The 17896-nt window shown below is 68.6% G+C and carries 11 protein-coding genes; 6 read left to right on the top strand and 5 right to left on the bottom strand.

Features of this window, described 5'->3' with window-relative positions:
* Nucleotides 1-2 precede the first annotated feature (2 nt).
* Nucleotides 3-2480: a circularly permuted type 2 ATP-grasp protein gene (locus tag AC1GI4_RS08055; RefSeq protein ID WP_479629166.1), complete on the bottom strand. Its 2478-nt coding sequence runs from the start codon at nt 2478-2480 to the stop codon at nt 3-5.
* A 142-nt stretch (nt 2481-2622) separates the two neighbouring features.
* Here AC1GI4_RS08055 and pdxH point away from each other — a divergent pair, with 142 nt between their 5' ends.
* From pdxH to AC1GI4_RS08040, 3 genes are read left to right on the top strand one after another with little or no spacing between them, the layout of a single operon-like run.
* On the top strand, nt 2623-3204 hold the full coding sequence (pdxH, locus tag AC1GI4_RS08050; protein ID WP_479629165.1) for a pyridoxamine 5'-phosphate oxidase: 582 nt from the start codon (nt 2623-2625) through the stop codon (nt 3202-3204).
* Nucleotides 3201-4154 (top strand): cation diffusion facilitator family transporter, encoded by a 954-nt coding sequence (locus AC1GI4_RS08045; RefSeq protein ID WP_479629164.1) that lies wholly within the window; start codon nt 3201-3203, stop codon nt 4152-4154. Before pdxH ends, AC1GI4_RS08045 begins: the two co-directional genes overlap by 4 nt.
* Entirely contained in the window at nt 4154-4957 is an 804-nt protein-coding gene (locus AC1GI4_RS08040; RefSeq protein WP_479629163.1) for a PhzF family phenazine biosynthesis protein, read from the top strand. Before AC1GI4_RS08045 ends, AC1GI4_RS08040 begins: the two co-directional genes overlap by 1 nt.
* Nucleotides 4958-5122: 165 nt before the next feature.
* Here the strand turns inward: AC1GI4_RS08040 and AC1GI4_RS08035 are convergent, their stop codons facing one another.
* Nucleotides 5123-8509 carry a chromosome segregation SMC family protein gene (locus tag AC1GI4_RS08035; RefSeq protein WP_479629162.1) on the bottom strand — a complete coding sequence of 1129 codons (3387 nt, stop codon included), beginning with the start codon at nt 8507-8509 and terminating at the stop codon, nt 5123-5125.
* A gap of 93 nt (nt 8510-8602) precedes the next feature.
* Here AC1GI4_RS08035 and AC1GI4_RS08030 point away from each other — a divergent pair, with 93 nt between their 5' ends.
* Nucleotides 8603-9073, top strand: coding sequence for a hypothetical protein (locus AC1GI4_RS08030; protein ID WP_479629161.1), 471 nt, complete (start codon nt 8603-8605; stop codon nt 9071-9073).
* A 56-nt stretch (nt 9074-9129) separates the two neighbouring features.
* Here the strand turns inward: AC1GI4_RS08030 and AC1GI4_RS08025 are convergent, their stop codons facing one another.
* Nucleotides 9130-10407 (bottom strand): NAD(P)/FAD-dependent oxidoreductase, encoded by a 1278-nt coding sequence (locus AC1GI4_RS08025; protein ID WP_479629160.1) that lies wholly within the window; start codon nt 10405-10407, stop codon nt 9130-9132.
* A 33-nt stretch (nt 10408-10440) separates the two neighbouring features.
* On the opposite strand from AC1GI4_RS08025, the gene AC1GI4_RS08020 reads away from it, so the two are divergent.
* On the top strand, nt 10441-11454 hold the full coding sequence (locus AC1GI4_RS08020; RefSeq protein WP_479629159.1) for a 4-hydroxyproline epimerase: 1014 nt from the start codon (nt 10441-10443) through the stop codon (nt 11452-11454).
* 231 nt (nt 11455-11685) lie between these two features.
* Here the strand turns inward: AC1GI4_RS08020 and AC1GI4_RS08015 are convergent, their stop codons facing one another.
* Nucleotides 11686-12888, bottom strand: a complete 1203-nt coding sequence (locus tag AC1GI4_RS08015) for a M24 family metallopeptidase (RefSeq protein ID WP_479629158.1) — start codon at nt 12886-12888, stop codon at nt 11686-11688.
* 237 nt (nt 12889-13125) lie between these two features.
* A complete protein-coding gene (locus AC1GI4_RS08010; RefSeq protein WP_479629157.1) occupies nt 13126-14634 on the bottom strand; it encodes a S10 family peptidase in 1509 nt (502 codons plus the stop codon).
* A gap of 149 nt (nt 14635-14783) precedes the next feature.
* Here AC1GI4_RS08010 and uvrA point away from each other — a divergent pair, with 149 nt between their 5' ends.
* The gene (uvrA, locus tag AC1GI4_RS08005) at nt 14784-17684 is read left to right on the top strand and encodes an excinuclease ABC subunit UvrA (RefSeq protein WP_479629156.1); all 2901 of its coding nucleotides are present in this window, start codon (nt 14784-14786) and stop codon (nt 17682-17684) included.
* The last annotated feature ends 212 nt before the right edge of the window (nt 17685-17896 follow it).

Genomic DNA, 17896 nt, shown 5'->3' with positions numbered 1-17896 from the left:
TATCATGCGAGTGTGAGGCCTCCGGCGCGGAGAGGTTCTGCCCCTTGCAGGAAATAGCGGCGCGCGATCGCCTCGGACAGCAGGCCCAGCCGCCGCTCGACATCGCCCAGCGTGTCGGCATCGAGGGTGCGCGCATCCGCCGTCTCGATCGCGGCACGGATGGCGATGGCCTGTGCCTGTTGCGGCTCGGCCATGTCGTCGTCGGACAGGACGGGCAGGCGCGACAGACAGTCGGCGATGCGCGCCGTCTGATAGGCGAGCGCGCGCGGATTGTTGGGATCGAGCGCGACCAGATCGACCACCGCGACGCGCGCCAGGCCGGTCGGATAGCGCTGGCGATAGCTGATCTGGCTGTTGGCGAGGTCGAGCAGGGTGGAGAGGTCGTCTGCCGATGCGCCCGCCATGCCGAACAGCCGGGTCGCGCGCGCGACCGCGATGGCACGCTCCACCCGGCGGCCCAGGTCGTGGAATCGCCAGGCGGCGGTGCGCACCATGTGCTCGGCCGACAGCCCGGCGATGGCGGCATAGCGGCGCTGAAGCGAGCCCGCCCGGTCGAGCATCCCGACATGGCTGGGGAAGGGCGCCTCCAGCAGGCGCACCATGTCGGCGGACAGGCGGTCGCGCGAGCCTTCGCTGATCCCACGCGCGAGGCGATTGATGCGGGCGACCGAATGAAAGCCCTCATCCTCCATCGCGGTGCGCGCGAACTGGGTGAGCGCGGCACGGTGCAGGCTGTCGGGATGCGGGGCCGCGCCGCCGCCGGTGATGAGCCCGACTAGCCGCCCGACGGTGCGCGGGTCCAGCACCGCGCCGCCATCGACATCGATCGAATTGCCCAGCATCACCCGGATCGCGGCGAGCAGCGACTCGCCGCGTTCCAGATAGCGGCCGAGCCAATAGAAATTGTCGGCGACCCGGCTGGGCAGCGTCCCCGGGTTGCGCCGGACATGCAGCGAATCGGGATCGGCGAGCAGCGATATGGGCACCACCGGCTCGGGCCCATGGATGCAGACATCGGCGGACCACAGCCCCTCGCCGATCATCGCGGCGGTCGCCTCCGGGTGGTCGCCGATCCGGCCGAAACCGCCGGGCATGACGGTCCATCGTCCTTCGCCGTCGCGCGCGGCAAAGACACGCAGGGTAAAGGGGCGCGGTTCCAGCCGGTCGCCGATCACGACGGGCATGGTCGACAGGCGCACCATTTCCTGCCCGACATAGTCCTGCGGACGCCGGGCCATGTCGGCGAGCAGGACCGCGCGCTCCTCCGGCGACAGGCTCGACCCCGGTCGCGCACCCTGCGGCAGGCCCAGCGGCCTGGGACCGAAGGCGGGGCCGATCAGCAAATCGTCCAGATGCTCCGCGACATGGGTCGCCTGCGCCGACCCGCCGCACCACCAGGTCGCGATGTTGGGCAGCTTGAGCGGTTCGCCCGCCAGATGCCGGGCCAGCATCGGCAGGAAGGCGGAGAAGGCCGGGCTTTCCAGCACGCCTGCGCCCGGGGCATTGGCGATCACCACCTGTCCGTCGACATAGGCGTCGATCAGGCCGGGGACGCCGATCTGCGAATGGCTGTCGAACGCGAGCGGATCGAGCATCCGGGGATCGAGCCGCCGCCACAGCGCGTCGATCCGCTTCAGCCCCGCGACGGTGCGGACATAGACCTGCCCCTCGATCGCGGCGAGGTCGGCGCCCTCGACCAGCAACAGGCCCAGATAACGCGCCAGATGCGCCTGTTCGGGATAGCTCGGGTTGAACCGGCCCGGCGTCAGGAGGCCGATCCGGGGATCGGCGCGACGGCACTGCGCGGCCAGCCCGGCGCGAAAGGCCGCGAAGAAGGGGGCATGACGCTGCACGTTCAGCCGGTTCTGCAGCCCGCCCAGCGTCCGGCTGACCGCCAGCCGGTTCTCCAGCGCATAGCCCGCACCTGCCGGATTGCGCAGGTGGTCGGCCAGCACCCGCCACTCGCCGTCGGGCCCGCGCGCCAGGTCGAAGGCGACGAAGCTCAGATGATGGCCGCCCGGCGGCGTCACCCCGACCATGGGGCGCAGGAAATAGGGACTGCCGGTCGCCAGCGCGGCGGGGATATGCCCCTCCGCCACCAGCCGTCCGGGGCCGTAGAGATCGCCGAGGACCGTCTCCAGCAGCGCGGCACGCTGGACCACACCCGCCTCGATCCCCTTCCATTCTCTGGAGTCGATGAGGAGGGGGACGGGGGAGACGGGCCAGGGGCGCTCGTCGGTTTCGCCGATGATGCGAAAGCCGGTGCCGATGTCCGCCGCATGGCGTTGCACCCGCTCGCGTGCATGGGCCAGGTTGCTGGCGACGGCGGCCAGTTCCTCCAGCATGGCGGGCCAAGCGGGGTCGGTCGAGCCCGCCAGCACGTCCGCCCCGGCGGCGCTCGCACGATAGGCGTCGATCCAGGCGGCGGCCTGTGCGGGGCTGTCCTCGGAGGGGTCCATCGGCGGGGAAAATCGCCGCATCGGCGCAAGGTTGCAACAGGCGATTGGCGAGGCGGCAGGCTTCGGGACCGAAATCGGTGGCGTGCATGGGAGCGCGCGGCGAGATTCGCCGTTTCCGTTCCTGACATTGGTTTTCGCCCGGGAGGGGCGTATGGGCGGGCGCATGGCTGATGATCCCTTTGCCCTGTTCGATGCGTGGCTTGCCGAGGCGCGAGCGAGCGAAATCAACGATCACAACGCGATGGCGCTGGCGACGGTCGATGCGCGCCTGCAACCCTCGGTACGCATGGTCCTGCTCAAGGGCCATGATCCTCGCGGATTCGTGTTCTATACCAACCGCGAAAGCCGCAAGGCGCAGGAACTGAGCGAGGGCAGCAAGGCCGCGCTTCTCTTCCACTGGAAATCGCTGCGCCGCCAGATCCGCATCGAAGGTCCGGTGTCACGCGTCGATGATGCCGAATCGGACGCCTATTTCGCCAGCCGTGGCCGCGATTCGCAGCTGGGCGCCTGGGCCTCGGACCAGTCGCGCCCGCTCGATGCCCGCGAGACGTTCGAGGCGCGCTTCGAAGAAATGCGCGCCCGCTTCGAAGGGGGCGACGTTCCGCGCCCGCCGCATTGGGGCGGATACCGTGTCACTCCGCAGCGGATCGAGTTCTGGCTCGACCGCGAACATCGGCTGCATGAGCGCCGTGTCTTTACCCGCACCAGCGAACAGGGCTGGGACGAAGGATTGCTGTTTCCGTGACCCAGGACGAACGTAAAAGAGTCATTCCGCTTGCGACCAAGGCGGCGCTGGCCAGCGTCGGCATGGCGCTGTCCCTGCTGGCGCTGAAGAGCTTTGCCGCCTGGCGAACCGGCTCGGTCGCGATGCTGGGGTCGCTGGCCGACACCGCGCTCGACCTGCTCGCCAGCCTGGTGACGCTGTACGGTGTCCGGCTGGCGGCGACTCCGGCGGATCATGACCACCGCTTCGGCCATGGCAAGGCGGAGGCGCTGGCAGCGCTGTTCCAGGTGGCGCTCATCACCGCCTCGGCAGCGGGCATCGCGTGGCGCGCGGTCATGGCGCTGGGCTCGGACAATCCGACCGGCGACGCCGAGTTCGGCATCGGCGTGTCGGTGATCGCGATTGCCGCGACCATCATCCTGCTCGCCTATCAGCGCAGCGTCATCCGCCGCACCGGATCGGTCGCGATCCTGGCCGACAATGTCCATTACCAGTCCGACGTGATGCTGAACGGATCGGTCATCGTCGCGATGGTGCTCGACCAGTATCTCGGCTGGCACGGCGCGGACCCGATCTTCGGCATCGCCATCGCGCTGTGGCTGGCCTGGGGCGCGTTCCAGGCCTCCTCGACCGCGATCGACCAGCTGATGGACAAGGAATGGTCCGACGACCAGCGCGCCGCCTTTCTCGACGTCGCCGCGCGCCAGCCTGGGCTGAAGGGCATCCACGACTTCCGTACCCGCCGCTCGGGCAGCCACGACTTCGCGCAGTTCCACATGGAGGTCGACCGCGACATGACGGTCGCCGCCGCGCATGACGTGGTCGAGGGTGTCGAGCGCGCGCTGCGCCGCGCCTTCCCCAAGGTCGAGGTGCTGATCCATCTCGATCCCGAGGGTCATGTCGACACCGACAATCCACTGGTCGAGGCGGACGTGACCCCGCACTGGTTCGGCAAGCGCGTCGGCTATTGATGCGCATTCCCTTCACCCAGGTCGATGCCTTTGCCGATGCCGCGTTCGGCGGAAACCCGGCGGCGGTGATGATGTTGCCGTCGTGGCTGGACGACGCCACGTTGTTGCGAATCGCGCAGGAGAACAACCTGTCGGAAACCGCCTTCCTGGTGGCGGTGGACGGCGGCGAGGCGGATTTCGAACTGCGCTGGTTTACGCCGGGCGACGAGGTGGAGATGTGCGGCCACGCCACGCTGGCGAGCGGGCACGTCGTGCTGTCGTCGGATACCACGCGCGAGCGGGTGCGGTTCGCAACGCGTCATGCCGGGGTGCTGGAGGTCGCGCGTGACGGGCTGGGCTACAGTCTGTCCCTACCGGAACGCACGCCATTGCCCGAGGCATTGCCGGGGGTGGTCGAGGCGCTGGGGGTGGACGGCGTGGTCGAGACGCTGCGCCATCCGGCGGGCTATGCGGTCGTGGTCGTGGACGCCGCCGAGACGGTGCGCGGCTGTGCGCCGGACTTCACCACGCTGGCCAAGGCCGGGCGCTATGTCGTGATCCTCACCGCACGCGGCGGGGCGGGGGAGGCGGATGTGGTCAGCCGCGTCTTCGTCCCCGCCTTCGCGATCGACGAGGACCCGGTGACGGGGGCGGCGCATGCGGTGCTGACCCCCTATTGGACGGAAAAACTGGGCAGCCAGTTCTTCGTTGCGGAGCAGGCGAGTGCGCGGGGCGGGCGGCTGACCTGTCGGCTTGAGGGCGACCGGGTGGTGCTGGGCGGTGGATGCGTCACGGTGATCGAGGGGGCGTTCCTGCTGCCGTAAGCTTTATTCCTCCCCAAGCTCGCTTGGGGAGGGGGACCATCGCGAAGCGGTGGTGGAGGGGCAGGGCGTCGCCGTCCCTGACTGGAGAAGCGGCGGGTAAGGCCCCTCCACCACCCGGCTATGCCGGGCGGTCCCCCTCCCCATCAGAGATGGGGAGGAATGGAGCTACTCCGCCGCCAGCAACGTCTCCGCCGCCTGCAAATCCACCGACACCAATCGGCTGACTCCGCGTTCGATCATGGTCACCCCGAACAGGCGGTGCATCCGGCTCATCGTCACCGCATTGTGGGTCACGATCAGATAGCGCGTATCGGTCTCGCGCGTCATCCGGTCGAGCAGGCCGCAGAAGCGGTCGATATTGGCATCGTCCAGCGGCGCGTCGACTTCGTCCAGTACGCAGATCGGCGCCGGGTTGGTCAGGAACAGCCCGAAGATCAGCGCCACCGCCGTCAGCGCCTGTTCGCCCCCCGACAACAGGGTCAGCGACTGGAGCCTTTTGCCCGGCGGCTGCGCCATGATCTCCAGCCCCGCCTCCAGCGGATCGTCCGAATCGATCAGCGCCAGATGCGCCGAGCCGCCGTCGAACAGCGTCGCGAACAGCGTCTGGAAATGGCCATTCACCGCCTCGAACGCCTCCAGCAGCCGCTGCCGTCCCTCCCGGTTGAGCAGCCCGATCGAGCCGCGCAGCCGCGCGACCGCCTGGACCAGATCCTCGCGCTCGGCGGCACTGGCCGCGCCGCTCGCTTCCAGATCGGCCAGTTCCTGCTCGGCGACCAGATTGACCGGGCCGATGCGTTCGCGGTCGGCGGACAGCTTGTCATGCGCCGCCGCCTCGGCCTGGGGCGAGCCGACACCGGCGCTGTCAAAGGCCAGTTTCTCGGGCAGTACCGGCGCGGGGCAGGCGAAGCGTTCGCCCGATACCCGGCCCAGCTCGACCCGGCGGAGTTCGTGATTTTCGACCCGCGCCAGCGCCCCCGCCCGCGCCTCTCGCGCGGCGGACAACAGTGCGTGGGTCTGGGCATGGGCCGCCTCGATGGCGCGCAGCGCGCGTTCGGCGTCGGCTTCCTCGATTTGTGTCCGTTCCGCCTCGGCCTTGGCGGTGTCGTGCGCGGCGGCGAGCCGGGCGATCTCGTCGGCCAAAAGGTCCGGCTGGTCGGCGATCGCGGCGGTGTCACGGTCGAGCGTCGCGGCGCGGTCGTCCATCTCGGCGATCCGGCCCGCCGCCTGACCCGCCCGCTGGTCCCAGCCCTGCGCCTCGGCCATGGCGGCGGACAGGCGGTCGCGGGTCTGCGCCAGGCTGCGCTCCAGCGTCGTCCGCTCCGACCGCGCCAGCGCCACCGCCGAGCGGGCAAGTTGCGTTTCCTGCTGGAGCCGTGCCGTCTCTGCGGCACTGGCGGTGCCGTCGGGCAGTCCAGCGAGCGTCGCCTGCGCCCGGTCGCATTCGGCCAGCGCCTCGTCCATCTCGGCGGCGATCCGTTCGGCGCGGGTGGCGAGATCGGTGCGTTGCGCGGACAGCCGTTCGATCACCGCCTGGGCCCGGTCCTCGGCGCGCTGGGCATCGCGAAGCGACGCCTCGGCCTGGGCATGGAGGTTGCGCGCGCTGGCGGCGGCGGCACGGGCACGGGCGATCCGATCCTCGATCGCGGCGCGCGCCTCGGTCGCGGTCTGCACCGCCGTCTCGGTCGCCGGACGTTCGGCCTCCAGCGCGGCGAGCCGGTTGCGCCGCTCCATCCGCTCCGCCGCTGCCGCGCCGCCGCCCTCGCCGATATAGCCGTCCCAGCGCCGCAGCCGCCCCTCGCGCGTGACCAGCCGCTGCCCGACGCTGAGATGCTGGCCCGAATCCGCCTCGACCAGGAAGATCTGCGACAGCCGCCGGGCGAGCGTCGACGGCGCCTTGATCCGTTCGCCCAGCGGCAGCGTGCCGACCGGCGCGGCGGGATCGTCGGGCGCGACGGGGGAGCCATGCCAGTCGACCAGCGGCGTCTCCAGTTCGTCACCCAGGGCGGCGGCCAGCGCGCGCTCGAACCCCGGCTCGGCTTGCACCTCGTCGAGCAGCCGGTCGCCGCCCTTGCTCGCGGTCGCGCGGATCAGCGTCGCGGCCTCGGCCTCCAGCGCGGCAAGGGCGGCGATGGCACGGGCGCGGGCTCCCTCGGCGGAATCGCGTTCGGCCGTGGCGGTCAGCTCGCTTTCCTCGGCCCAGCCCAAAGCCGCGCGCGCCTTGTCGGCATCGACCCTGGCGGCGGCCTGGGTTGCGATCGCCGCTTCGCGTGTCGCTTCCTGCTCGGCCATGTCGGGCAGTGCCTCGATCGCCGACGCAACGGCGCGGGCATCGCGTTCGGCGCGGGTATGGCGCGCGCGGGCGGCGGCCAGTGCGGCCTCGGCGATGCGGCGCTCGGCGGCCTCCGCCGCCTGGGCCGACAGGGCGCGGGCCAGCGCGACCTCGGCATTGCGGTTCTTCGTCTCCGCCTCGGCCAGCAGCGCGTCGAGCCGGGGCATGGCCTGCACCGCATGGGCGATGCGCGCCTCCAGATCCTCGCATTCCTCGGCCAGCCGCCGGATCGCGGCGGCCGCGTCATGCGCCAGCGCGTCCTCACGCGCGCGATCCTCGTCGATCCGGGTACGCGCGGCGGCCAGTTCCTCGATCCGCCGTTGCAGCCCGTGGCGGCGGTCGCGGGTGCGCGACAGGGCGTGACCCGCCTCGCTCAGCGCATCGCGCGCGGCGAGCGAAGCGGCGCGGGTCCGGGCGGCACGTTCCACCGCTTGCGCTTGCGCGGCGGCGGCTTCGCGCTCGGCGGCGGTGGTTTCGGCCACCCGGCGCTCGGCGGCCTCGGCCTCGATCTTTGCCTGTCCCGCCGCCTCGGCCGCGTCGCGCCAGCGGGCGAAGATCATCCGCGCCTCGGCCACGCGAATCTGGTCGGAGAGCAGGCGATAGCGCTCCGCCGCGCGCGCCTGTCGCCGCAGGGTGGCGATGCGGGCGTCCTGGTCGGCGATCGCCTCGTCCAGCCGGGTCAGGTTCGCCTCGGTCGCGCGCAGCTTGGTTTCGGCATCGCGGCGTCGGACGTGGAGCCCGGCGATCCCGGCCGCTTCCTCCAGCATCGCGCGGCGTTCGGCAGGCTTGGCGGCGATGACCGCGCCGATCCGGTTCTGGCTGACCAGCGCGGGCGAATGTGCGCCGGTCGCAGCGTCAGCGAAGAGCAGGGCCACGTCCTTGGCCCGCACGTCGCGCCCGTCGATCCGGTAGGCGGACCCTGCGCCGCGCTCGATCCGGCGGACGATCTCGGTCTCCTCGCCCTCGCGCTCGGCCAGGATCGTCACCTCGGCAAAGTCGCGCGGCGGGCGGGTGGCGGTACCTGCGAAGATCACGTCTTCCATGCCCGCGCCGCGCATCGATCGCGCGCTGTTCTCGCCCATGGTCCAGCGGAGCGCTTCGAGCAGGTTGGACTTGCCGCAACCATTGGGCCCGACAACGCCGGTCAGCCCCGGTTCGATGACCAGATCGGCCGGATCGACGAAGCTCTTGAAACCCGAAATGCGAAGCCGCTTGATCTGCACGGACCCGGTCGCCGCTCCCCCGATGTGTGGTTAACCGATAGCGAATGGGGGCGGGATGTCGAGGGGTGAGCTATCGGAGTGCGGTATTGTAGCATGGCGGCTTCCGCCCAATTGCGGACAAATGTTCGGTTCTCGATTGCGGACTTTGGCTCGAGCGTGCAGCCTAGCGGGATGCAATACGGCTCGATCGTCGCCTTCCTCTCAGGAACTCTCTCTCCGGAAACTCTGGCTGCGGAGATTAGACCGGAGGTCGCTCGTTTTAGGGCGACGTTGAAGAAGACGGGGGAAGGCCGAGTCCCAGCCTTGGCTGGACCGCCGTTCGTGGTCACAAGACAGGGTGCACGACGCCTGCTTGAAGCCGTGGCGTATAATCGTCTGCCCTACGATACGGCGAGCTACCTTGCGGACTGTATCGTCATGAACGACGACTTCGAGTTCGCAGATGAAGCGACGAGAGACGCTTTCTTCTTCATCGAAGATGATACCGCACGGTTTGCCACAGGCGACGATGAGTGGTGTCCTTCTCAGACGGAGACGCTGGCTGCGCTGGCGGCGCTGGGCTGAACGGCAGCTTTCCACCAATTCCGGTCATCCTTTCGGAGGATGGGACAGGCTGACGGTCATCTGAACCGGGCCAATCCAAACTGAGTCATCGGCACCGCAGTTTCGCCTCCATCCAGCATCGCCGCCACCAACTCTCCCGTAATCGGGGCAAGCGTCAGGCCCAGATGGTTGTGCCCGAACGCATAGGACACCCCGCGCGTCCCCGGCACCCGACCGATCGCGGGCAAGTAATCCGGCAGCGTCGGCCGCGCGCCCATCCAAGGCTTGGCATCCTCGCCGATCGGCAGGCCGAGCGCGGCGATGTGGTGGCGCAGGCGGTTCCACTTGGCGGGGTCGGGCCTGGCTTCGGCGCGGGCGAACTCGACGATGCTGGCGGCGCGTAAGCCGCCTGCAAAGCGGGTGACGATCATCGATCGGTCCTCGAACACCACAGGGGGCAGGTCGGCGGGCCAGTCGACGTCCGGGCCGGTCTGGAGGTGATAGCCGCGCTCGGCGATGATCGGGGCCTTCAGGCTGAAGGGGCGGAGCAGCGCCGCGCTCGCCACGCCTGCCGTCACGACGATCTGGTCGGCGGTCAGGCGGCGGTCGTCGGTCAGGCGAACCTCGCCGTCGCCGACCGCCTCGACGTGGGCGACGAGGCGGGTGCCGCCGTCCGCCACGAAGCGCGCGGTCGTGGTTTCGGCGAGGCGGGTCGGGTCGGCGATCTGGCCGCTGCCCTCGAAGCGGATGCCGCCTGCGATCGGCGCGCGCACGCGGGCGCGCCAGTCGTCCAGCTCCGCGGGGGTCAGCGGGCGGAAGCGCGCGGTGCCGGTGTCCGCCGCTTGCCAGCTGGCGAGGCCTCGCGCGGCGCTTTCCGGCGTTTCCCACAGGACGACATGACCCTCGGCGCGCAGCAGGTCCGGCGCGCCGAGTGCCGCGACATGCCGCTGCCAGGCGGGCATGGCCTGGGCGAGCAGCCCCGCCAGCGCCTGATGCGCGCGATCATAGCGGGCGGGGCGGGCGGCCTTCAGCAGGCGCAGCGAGAAGGGCAGCCACGTCGCCATCTCGCGCGGCGGCAGGGCGAGCGCACCGCCACGGAAGAACAGTCGCTTGGCGAAACCGCGCACCATCGCGGGCGAGGCGATCGGCTCGGCTTGTTCGGTCGCGATATGGCCCGCATTGCCCCAGGAGGCGGCGCGCGGGGTTTCCTCCGCCTCGATCAGCGTCACCGTCCACCCTGCGCGTTGCAGGGCGAGCGCCGTGGTGGTGCCAATGACGCCGCCACCGACGACGATGGCGCTGCGACGATCCGATGGGGACGCGTGATTTTCCGGCTTGGGCATGACGCCGGTCATATCGTATACGGATTTTACAGCAAGGGAATCCCGATGACGTCACCCACGATCCGCCATACCTTTTTCTGCATCGACGGCCACACGGCGGGCAATCCCGTCCGGCTGGTGGCGGGCGGCGCGCCGCTGCTGCGCGGGGCCAGCATGGCCGAGCGGCGGCTGGATTTCCTGGAGCGGTTCGACTGGATCCGCACCGGCCTGTGCTTCGAGCCGCGCGGGCATGACATGATGTCGGGCGGCTTCCTCTATCCGCCCTGCGAGCCCGACAGCGACGCCGCCATCCTGTTCATCGAGACGAGCGGCTGCCTGCCGATGTGCGGGCATGGCACGATCGGGATGATTACCTTCGGCCTGGAAAACGGCCTCATCACCCCGCGCGAGCCCGGCAAGCTGAAGGTTGAGGTGCCGGCGGGCACCATCCATATCGAATATGAAAAGGACGGCGCGAAAGTCACCGCCGTTCGCATCCGCAACGTGCCCGCCTATCTGGCGGCGGAGGGGATTCAGATCGACGTGCCGGGCTTCGGCCCGCTGACGCTGGATGTCGCCTATGGCGGCAATTACTACGCGATCATCGAGCCGCAGGGGGCCTATACCGGGCTGGACGATCTGGGCGCGTCGAAGCTGGTCGAGCTGAGCCGCACGATCCGCGAGCTGGTGCGCGAAAAGTTCGAGCCCGTGCATCCGCTCGAACCCTCAATCCGGGGGGTCAGCCATGTGCTGTGGGCCGACAAGCCCTCTGCGGAGGATGCCGACGGGCGTAACGCAGTCTTCTATGGCGAGCGCGCGATCGATCGGAGCCCGTGCGGCACCGGCACCTCGGCGCGGCTCGCGCATCTGGCGGCCAAGGGGCGGCTGAAGGTCGGCGACCGCTTCGTCCACGAAAGCTATATCCGCAGCCGCTTCATCGGCCGGGTCGAGGAAGCGACCGAACTGGGCGGTCAGGCGGCGATCGTGCCGTCGATCCAGGGCTCGGCGGTGTCGACCGGCTACAACACGATCTGGATCGACCGCGAGGATCCGTTCTGGGCGGGGTTCACGGTGGTATGAGGCCATCGCTCACGCGAAGCCGCGAAGTCGCGAAGGACTTTGTTCGCGTGGAGACGCGGAGGCACGGAGATCACGGCCCGCGCGGCAGCGCTTGGACATCATCGACAGGTCGAGATGGCAGGGCCGCTGGCGCGGCGAGTCCCAACCCTCCGCGTCTCCGTGTCTCCGCGCGAACCTCTTCTTCTTCGCGGCTTCGCGTGAACCAGCCCCGGCTTCAGCCGAGGCGATCCTTCAGCCCAGATCGTCGATGGCGGGCTGCGGCTCGGTGAACCAGGCCGCGCCCGTCTCGGTGACGTAAAAATGATCCTCCAGCCGCACGCCGAAGCGGTCGGGCACGACGATCATCGGCTCGTTGGAAAAGCACATGCCCGGCGTCAACGGCGTCTTGTCGCTGCGCACCAGATAGGCGGGCTCGTGGATCGACAGGCCGATACCGTGGCCGGTGCGGTGCGGCAGGCCGGGCAGGCGGTAGTCGGGGCCTAGCCCGGCGCGCTCCAGCACCGCGCGGGCGGCGTAGTCTACGGCTTCGCACGGCTCGCCCGGCCGGACGGCGGCGAAGGCGGCGGCCTGCGCTTCCTTTTCGATGTCCCAGATGCGGCGGACTTCATCGCCGACCTCGCCGAACGCATAGGTGCGGGTGATGTCGCTGTGATAGCCGTCGATCAGCGTGCCGGTGTCGACCAGCACCAGGTCCCCGTCGCGGAGCACGTCATCCTGCGGCAGGCCATGCGGGAAGGCGGTCGAGCGGCCGAACTGCACCGCGCAGAAAGTATTGCCGGTCGACGCGCCCAGCGCGCGGTGGGCGGCGTCGATGAAGCGGATCACTTCGGACGCGCGAATGCCTTCGTGCAGGATGCGGGCGGCGCGACGATGCACCTCCAGCGTGATGTCCATCGCCTGCTGGATCAGCGCGATCTCAGCGGGCGACTTGATCTGGCGGCAGCCATCGACGACCGGCCCGCCATCGACCAGCGACACGCCCGGCGCGGCGGCGCGGATACGCTCGACGAACTGGAACGCCATGGCAGGGTCGATCGCGAGCGTCCTCGCCCCCGCCGCCTTCAGCGCGTCGGCGACCAGCGCGGAAGGGCTTTCATCCTCTTCCCACAGGCGGATGTCGGGGGCGGGGATCGACAGGCTCGCCTCGAACGAGCCCAGTTCGAAGCCGGGGCAGATGAACACCGGCTCGCCCGCGATCGGCAGCAGCATCGCCACCAGCCGCTCGGTCGCGCCCCAGGCGACGCCAGTAAAATAGCGCAAGCTGGCCCCCGTACCGATCAGCAGCGCGTCGGCGCCCATCTGGCCCATCAACTCGCGGGCGCGGGTCAGCCGCTGCGCGCGTTCCTGTGCGGTGATGACCGGCGCGGAGTTCGCCCAAGGCGACAAGCTCGCCAGTTCGCGCTCCGCCGTCGATCCGCCGATCATTCCCGCCATGTCACTCGCTCCGTTTCGTATACGGTTGGCGTGTTAGCGCGGGTTGGCGTGAGGCGCCAGACGGGGCATGGGCTTCGCCTGCGCTCAGCCCGAACGGAGCGGGGGAGCCGAGGGTAATCCACACGCCAACCCCCGTTCAGCCTGAGCGAAGTCGAAGGCCAAGGGAGAACGTCGCCCAGTGCACAGGGCTGGGCTTGCACTTCGACTTCGCTCAGCCTGAACGGCTGTGGGATATGGTTACCCCCCGTACATCGCCATTGCATCGCGCCGAAACGCCGCGCCGCTGTCGGTGCGGCTATAGAACATGTGCCCGCCCGGATAGACGTTCAGATGCACCCGCTGCGCCACGCCATAGCTCGGCATCTGGTCGACGATCAGCCGCGACGCAAAATACGGGCAGGACAGGTCGTCCCAGCCATGGACGATCATCACCTTCATCTTCGGATCGTTGGCGATCGCCTTGCGCAGGTCGGTGACGGGGGTGTCGTCGGGCTTGCCACGATCCCAGGCGCTGTTCACCTCATAGGACAGCGCATGATAGCGAGCGTCGGTCTTCCACCCCACCTCGCGCGTCACGAAATCGACCATCGCGCTGGTCGTCGGCGCGATCAGCGAGTCGAGCAGCGGGTCGTTGGAGCGCTGCTGCGACGACCAGGGGAAGGGGTCGAAAGCGGTAACGTTCGAGTCGTAGATGCTGCCGATCGTCGAATCGTTGCGGTGAATCTCACGCAGGTACGTCCGCGTGTCGATCCGCCCGCCCAACCGACGGACCAGCGCCGGGTCGAGCCCGGTCAACTCGGTCACGCGCGTCACCATCCGGTCGACGGCCTGGGTATCCGACCGCCCGCGCATCAGGTCGCGCAGGTAATCGCCGCGCGCATAGGCCTCGACCCCCGCCATCGCGTCCGGGGTCAGCTTGCCCTGCCGCTCCAGCTGCGCGGCGGCCATCGAGGGCAGGTCGATCATCCACGGCAGGGGCGACAGCGCGGTGGCGTCGTCGCCCGAGGCCGGGTCGAGATAGGGCGACACCATCACCAGCCCGTTCACCCCGACGCCGATCTGCGACTGAAGCTCATAGGCGATGCGCGGCGCGCGATAGCCGCCATAGCTTTCACCCATGATGTACTTGGGCGAGCGCAGCCGCCCTTCCTTGACCAGCCAGTCATAGACGACCTTGGACAGATATTTGATGTCCGGGTCGTTGGCGTAAAAGGCCTTCTTCGTCTCGCCCTCGTCGACCAGGCTGCGGCTGAAGCCGGTGCCGATGGGGTCGATGAAGACCAGGTCGGTGAAGTCCAGCCAGCTATTGGGATTGTCGGTCGTCACCGGCGCGTCGGACGGCGCATCGCCCTGCGCGCCGAAGGGCACGCGCTTGGGGCCGACCGCGCCCATGTTCAGATAGACCGAGGCCGCGCCCGGCCCGCCGTTGAACGCGAAGGTGACCGGCCGCCGCACATCGCCGCCGGGCACGGTATAGGCGGTGTAGACGACCTGCCCGATCTCCTTGCCCTTGTCGTCGCGCACTGCGATCTTGCCCACGGTCGCCTTGTAGTTGACGATCCGGCCGCCGATCCGCGCCGACTGGCTGATCGTCTTATCGGCGGGCAGCGGCGGACGCTTGCTGTCGTCGTCCTTCGTCTCAGTAGTCGTCTTGGTCTCGGTCTTCTCGGCCTTTTGCGCGAAGGCGGGCGTGGCGGTGGTGCTGGCCAGCAACAGCAGGGCGGTCAGGTGCAAGGTCTTGGACACGTTGGAAACTACTCCCCCTCGAACGGCGATCGAAAGGGATCATGCGCCGGACTTCCGCGTTCCCGCAAGCCCGGCCCTCTCGAAACCGTCGCCTTCGCTCCCTATCTCGCCTCTGGCCTTCCTCCCGGAACAGAAGTAGAACCTGCCTCATGCTGACCAAGATTTCCGTCCGCGGCGCGCGCGAGCATAATCTCAAGGATGTCGATATCGACATTCCCCGTGACACGCTGACGGTCATCACCGGCCTGTCGGGGTCGGGCAAGTCCAGCCTCGCCTTCGACACCATCTATGCCGAGGGGCAGCGGCGTTACGTCGAGTCGCTGTCGGCCTATGCGCGCCAGTTCCTGGAGATGATGCAGAAGCCGGACGTCGACCATATCGAGGGGCTGTCGCCCGCCATCTCGATCGAGCAGAAGACGACCAGCCGCAATCCTCGCTCGACCGTGGCGACCGTCACCGAAATCTACGACTATATGCGCCTGCTCTGGGCGCGGGTCGGCATTCCCTACAGCCCGGCCACCGGCGAGCCAATCGCGGCGCAGACGGTCAGCCAGATGGTCGACCGGGTGATGACGCTGCCCGAGGGTACGCGCCTGTACCTGCTCGCCCCCGTCGTGCGTGGCCGCAAGGGCGAATATCGCAAGGAAATGGCCGAGTGGCAGAAGGCGGGCTTCACCCGCGTCCGCATCGACGGCCAGCTCTACGAGATCGACGAGGCCCCCGCGCTCGACAAGAAGTTCAAGCATGACATCGAAGTGGTGGTCGACCGTCTGGTCGTGCGCGAGGATATCGCGACGCGTCTAGCCGACAGTTTCGAGACCGCGCTGAAGCTGGCCGATGGCCTGGCCTATGTCGACCCGGCCGATCCGGTCGAGCCTGCCACGCCCAAATCGGCCGTGCTGGGCAACAATGCGCCCGATGGCCGCATCGTGTTTTCGGAAAAGTTCGCCTGCCCGATCTCCGGCTTCACCATCTCCGAGATCGAACCGCGCCTCTTCTCGTTCAACGCGCCGCAGGGGGCGTGCCCGGCCTGTGACGGTCTGGGCGAGAAGCTGATCTTCGACGAGGATCTGGTCGTTCCCAATCACGAGCTGTCGATCAAGAAGGGCGCGGTCGTGCCATGGGCCAAGTCCAACCCGCCCAGCCCCTATTATATGCAGGTGCTAGGCAGCCTGGCGCGCGAGTTCGGCTTCTCACTGGAGACGCCGTGGAAGGATTTGGAGGACAAGGTCCGCGACGCGATCCTGCATGGCACCAAGGGCAAGGCGGTCACGCTGACCTTTGTCGACGGCAAGAAGTCCTACGACGTGAAAAAGCCGTTCGAGGGCGTGATCGGCAATCTCAACCGCCGGATGCTCCAGACCGAGAGCGCTTGGATGCGCGAGGAACTGGCTAACTACCAGTCGTCGCAGCCCTGCGAAGTCTGCCACGGCGCGCGGTTGAAGCCTGAGGCGCTGGCGGTGAAGATCGCCATGCAGGACATCAGCTACGCCACGCATCTGTCGGTGGTCGATGCGCTGGCCTTCTTCACCGGGCTTCCCGAACATCTGACCGACCAGCAGCGCGCCATCGCGCAGCCGATCCTCAAGGAGATCGTCGAGCGGCTAGGCTTCCTCAACAATGTCGGCCTCGATTACCTCAATCTCGACCGGACCAGCGGCACGCTGTCGGGTGGCGAGAGCCAGCGGATTCGCCTCGCGTCGCAGATCGGCTCGGGCCTTTCGGGTGTGCTCTATGTGCTCGACGAGCCGTCGATCGGGCTTCACCAGCGCGACAACGACATGCTGCTCGCGACGCTGCGGCGGTTGCGCGACCTCGGCAACACGGTGCTGGTCGTCGAGCATGACGAGGATGCGATCCGCACCGCCGATTATGTCATCGACATGGGGCCGGGGGCGGGCGTGCATGGTGGCCAGATCGTCGCGCACGGGACGCTGAAGCAGCTGCTCAAGTCCAAGACCAGCGTCACCGCCGATTACCTCAACGGCACGCGTGAGGTCGCCGTGCCCGCGAAGCGCCGCAAGGGGTCTGGCAAGAAGCTGACCGTGCACAAGGCGACCGCCAACAATCTGCAGGGCGTGACCGCGAGCATTCCGCTCGGCACCTTCACCTGCATCACCGGCGTGTCGGGATCGGGCAAGTCGAGCTTCACCATCGACACCCTCTATGCCGCCGCCGCGCGCTCGCTGAACGGCGCGCGCATCCTGGCGGGCAAGCATGAGAAGATCACCGGGCTCGACCATCTCGACAAGGTGATCGACATCGACCAGTCGCCAATCGGCCGCACCCCACGCTCGAACCCGGCGACCTATACCGGCGCTTTCACCCAGATTCGCGACTGGTTCGCGGGGCTGCCCGAGGCGCAGGCGCGGGGGTACAAGCCCGGCCGTTTCTCGTTCAACGTCAAGGGCGGGCGGTGCGAGGCGTGTCAGGGCGACGGCGTGCTCAAGATCGAGATGCACTTCCTGCCGGACGTCTATGTGACCTGCGACGTCTGCCACGGCGCGCGCTATAATCGCGAGACGCTGGAGGTGAAGTTCAAGGGCCACTCGATCGCCGATGTGCTCGACATGACCGTCGAGGATGCCGCCGAGTTTTTCCAGGCAGTGCCGCCGATCCGCGACAAGATGGCGATGCTGGTCGAAGTGGGCCTAGGCTACGTCAAGGTCGGCCAGCAGGCGACGACCCTGTCGGGCGGCGAGGCGCAGCGGGTGAAGCTGGCCAAGGAATTGTCGCGCCGCGCGACCGGCAACACGCTCTACATCCTCGACGAACCGACCACCGGCCTGCATTTCGAGGACGTCCGCAAGCTGCTCGAAGTGCTGCATGCGTTGGTCGAACAGGGCAATACGGTGGTGGTGATCGAGCATAATCTCGACGTCATCAAGACCGCCGACTGGATCGTCGATCTGGGCCCCGAAGGCGGCGTCAAGGGCGGTGAGATCGTCGCGGTCGGCACGCCGGAGGTGGTCGCGGCCGAACCGCGCAGCTTTACCGGCAATTATCTGAAGCCGCTGCTCGACAAGGGGCAGGCGCAGGCGGCGGAGTAGCGCTCCTCCCCGGCTCGGGGAGGGGGACCAGCGCAGCATGGTGGAGGGGGCTTTCCGACAGGGATGCCCCTCCATCGGCGCCATGCGCTGCCCTCTCCAAGTGTCGGGGAGCGCCGCGTCCCGTGGCCTTCGACGTCGCTCAGGTCGAACGGGGCGGGGGATCGGCCAACGGCCTGTCGCAAATGGGTAGTATAGGTTGCCAAACAATCCTG

The sequence above is a fragment of the Sphingomonas sp. 77B genome, assembly GCF_056497825.1.
The sequence above is the reverse complement of the archived record's forward strand: the minus strand, read 5'-3'. Positions and strand labels throughout refer to the sequence as shown.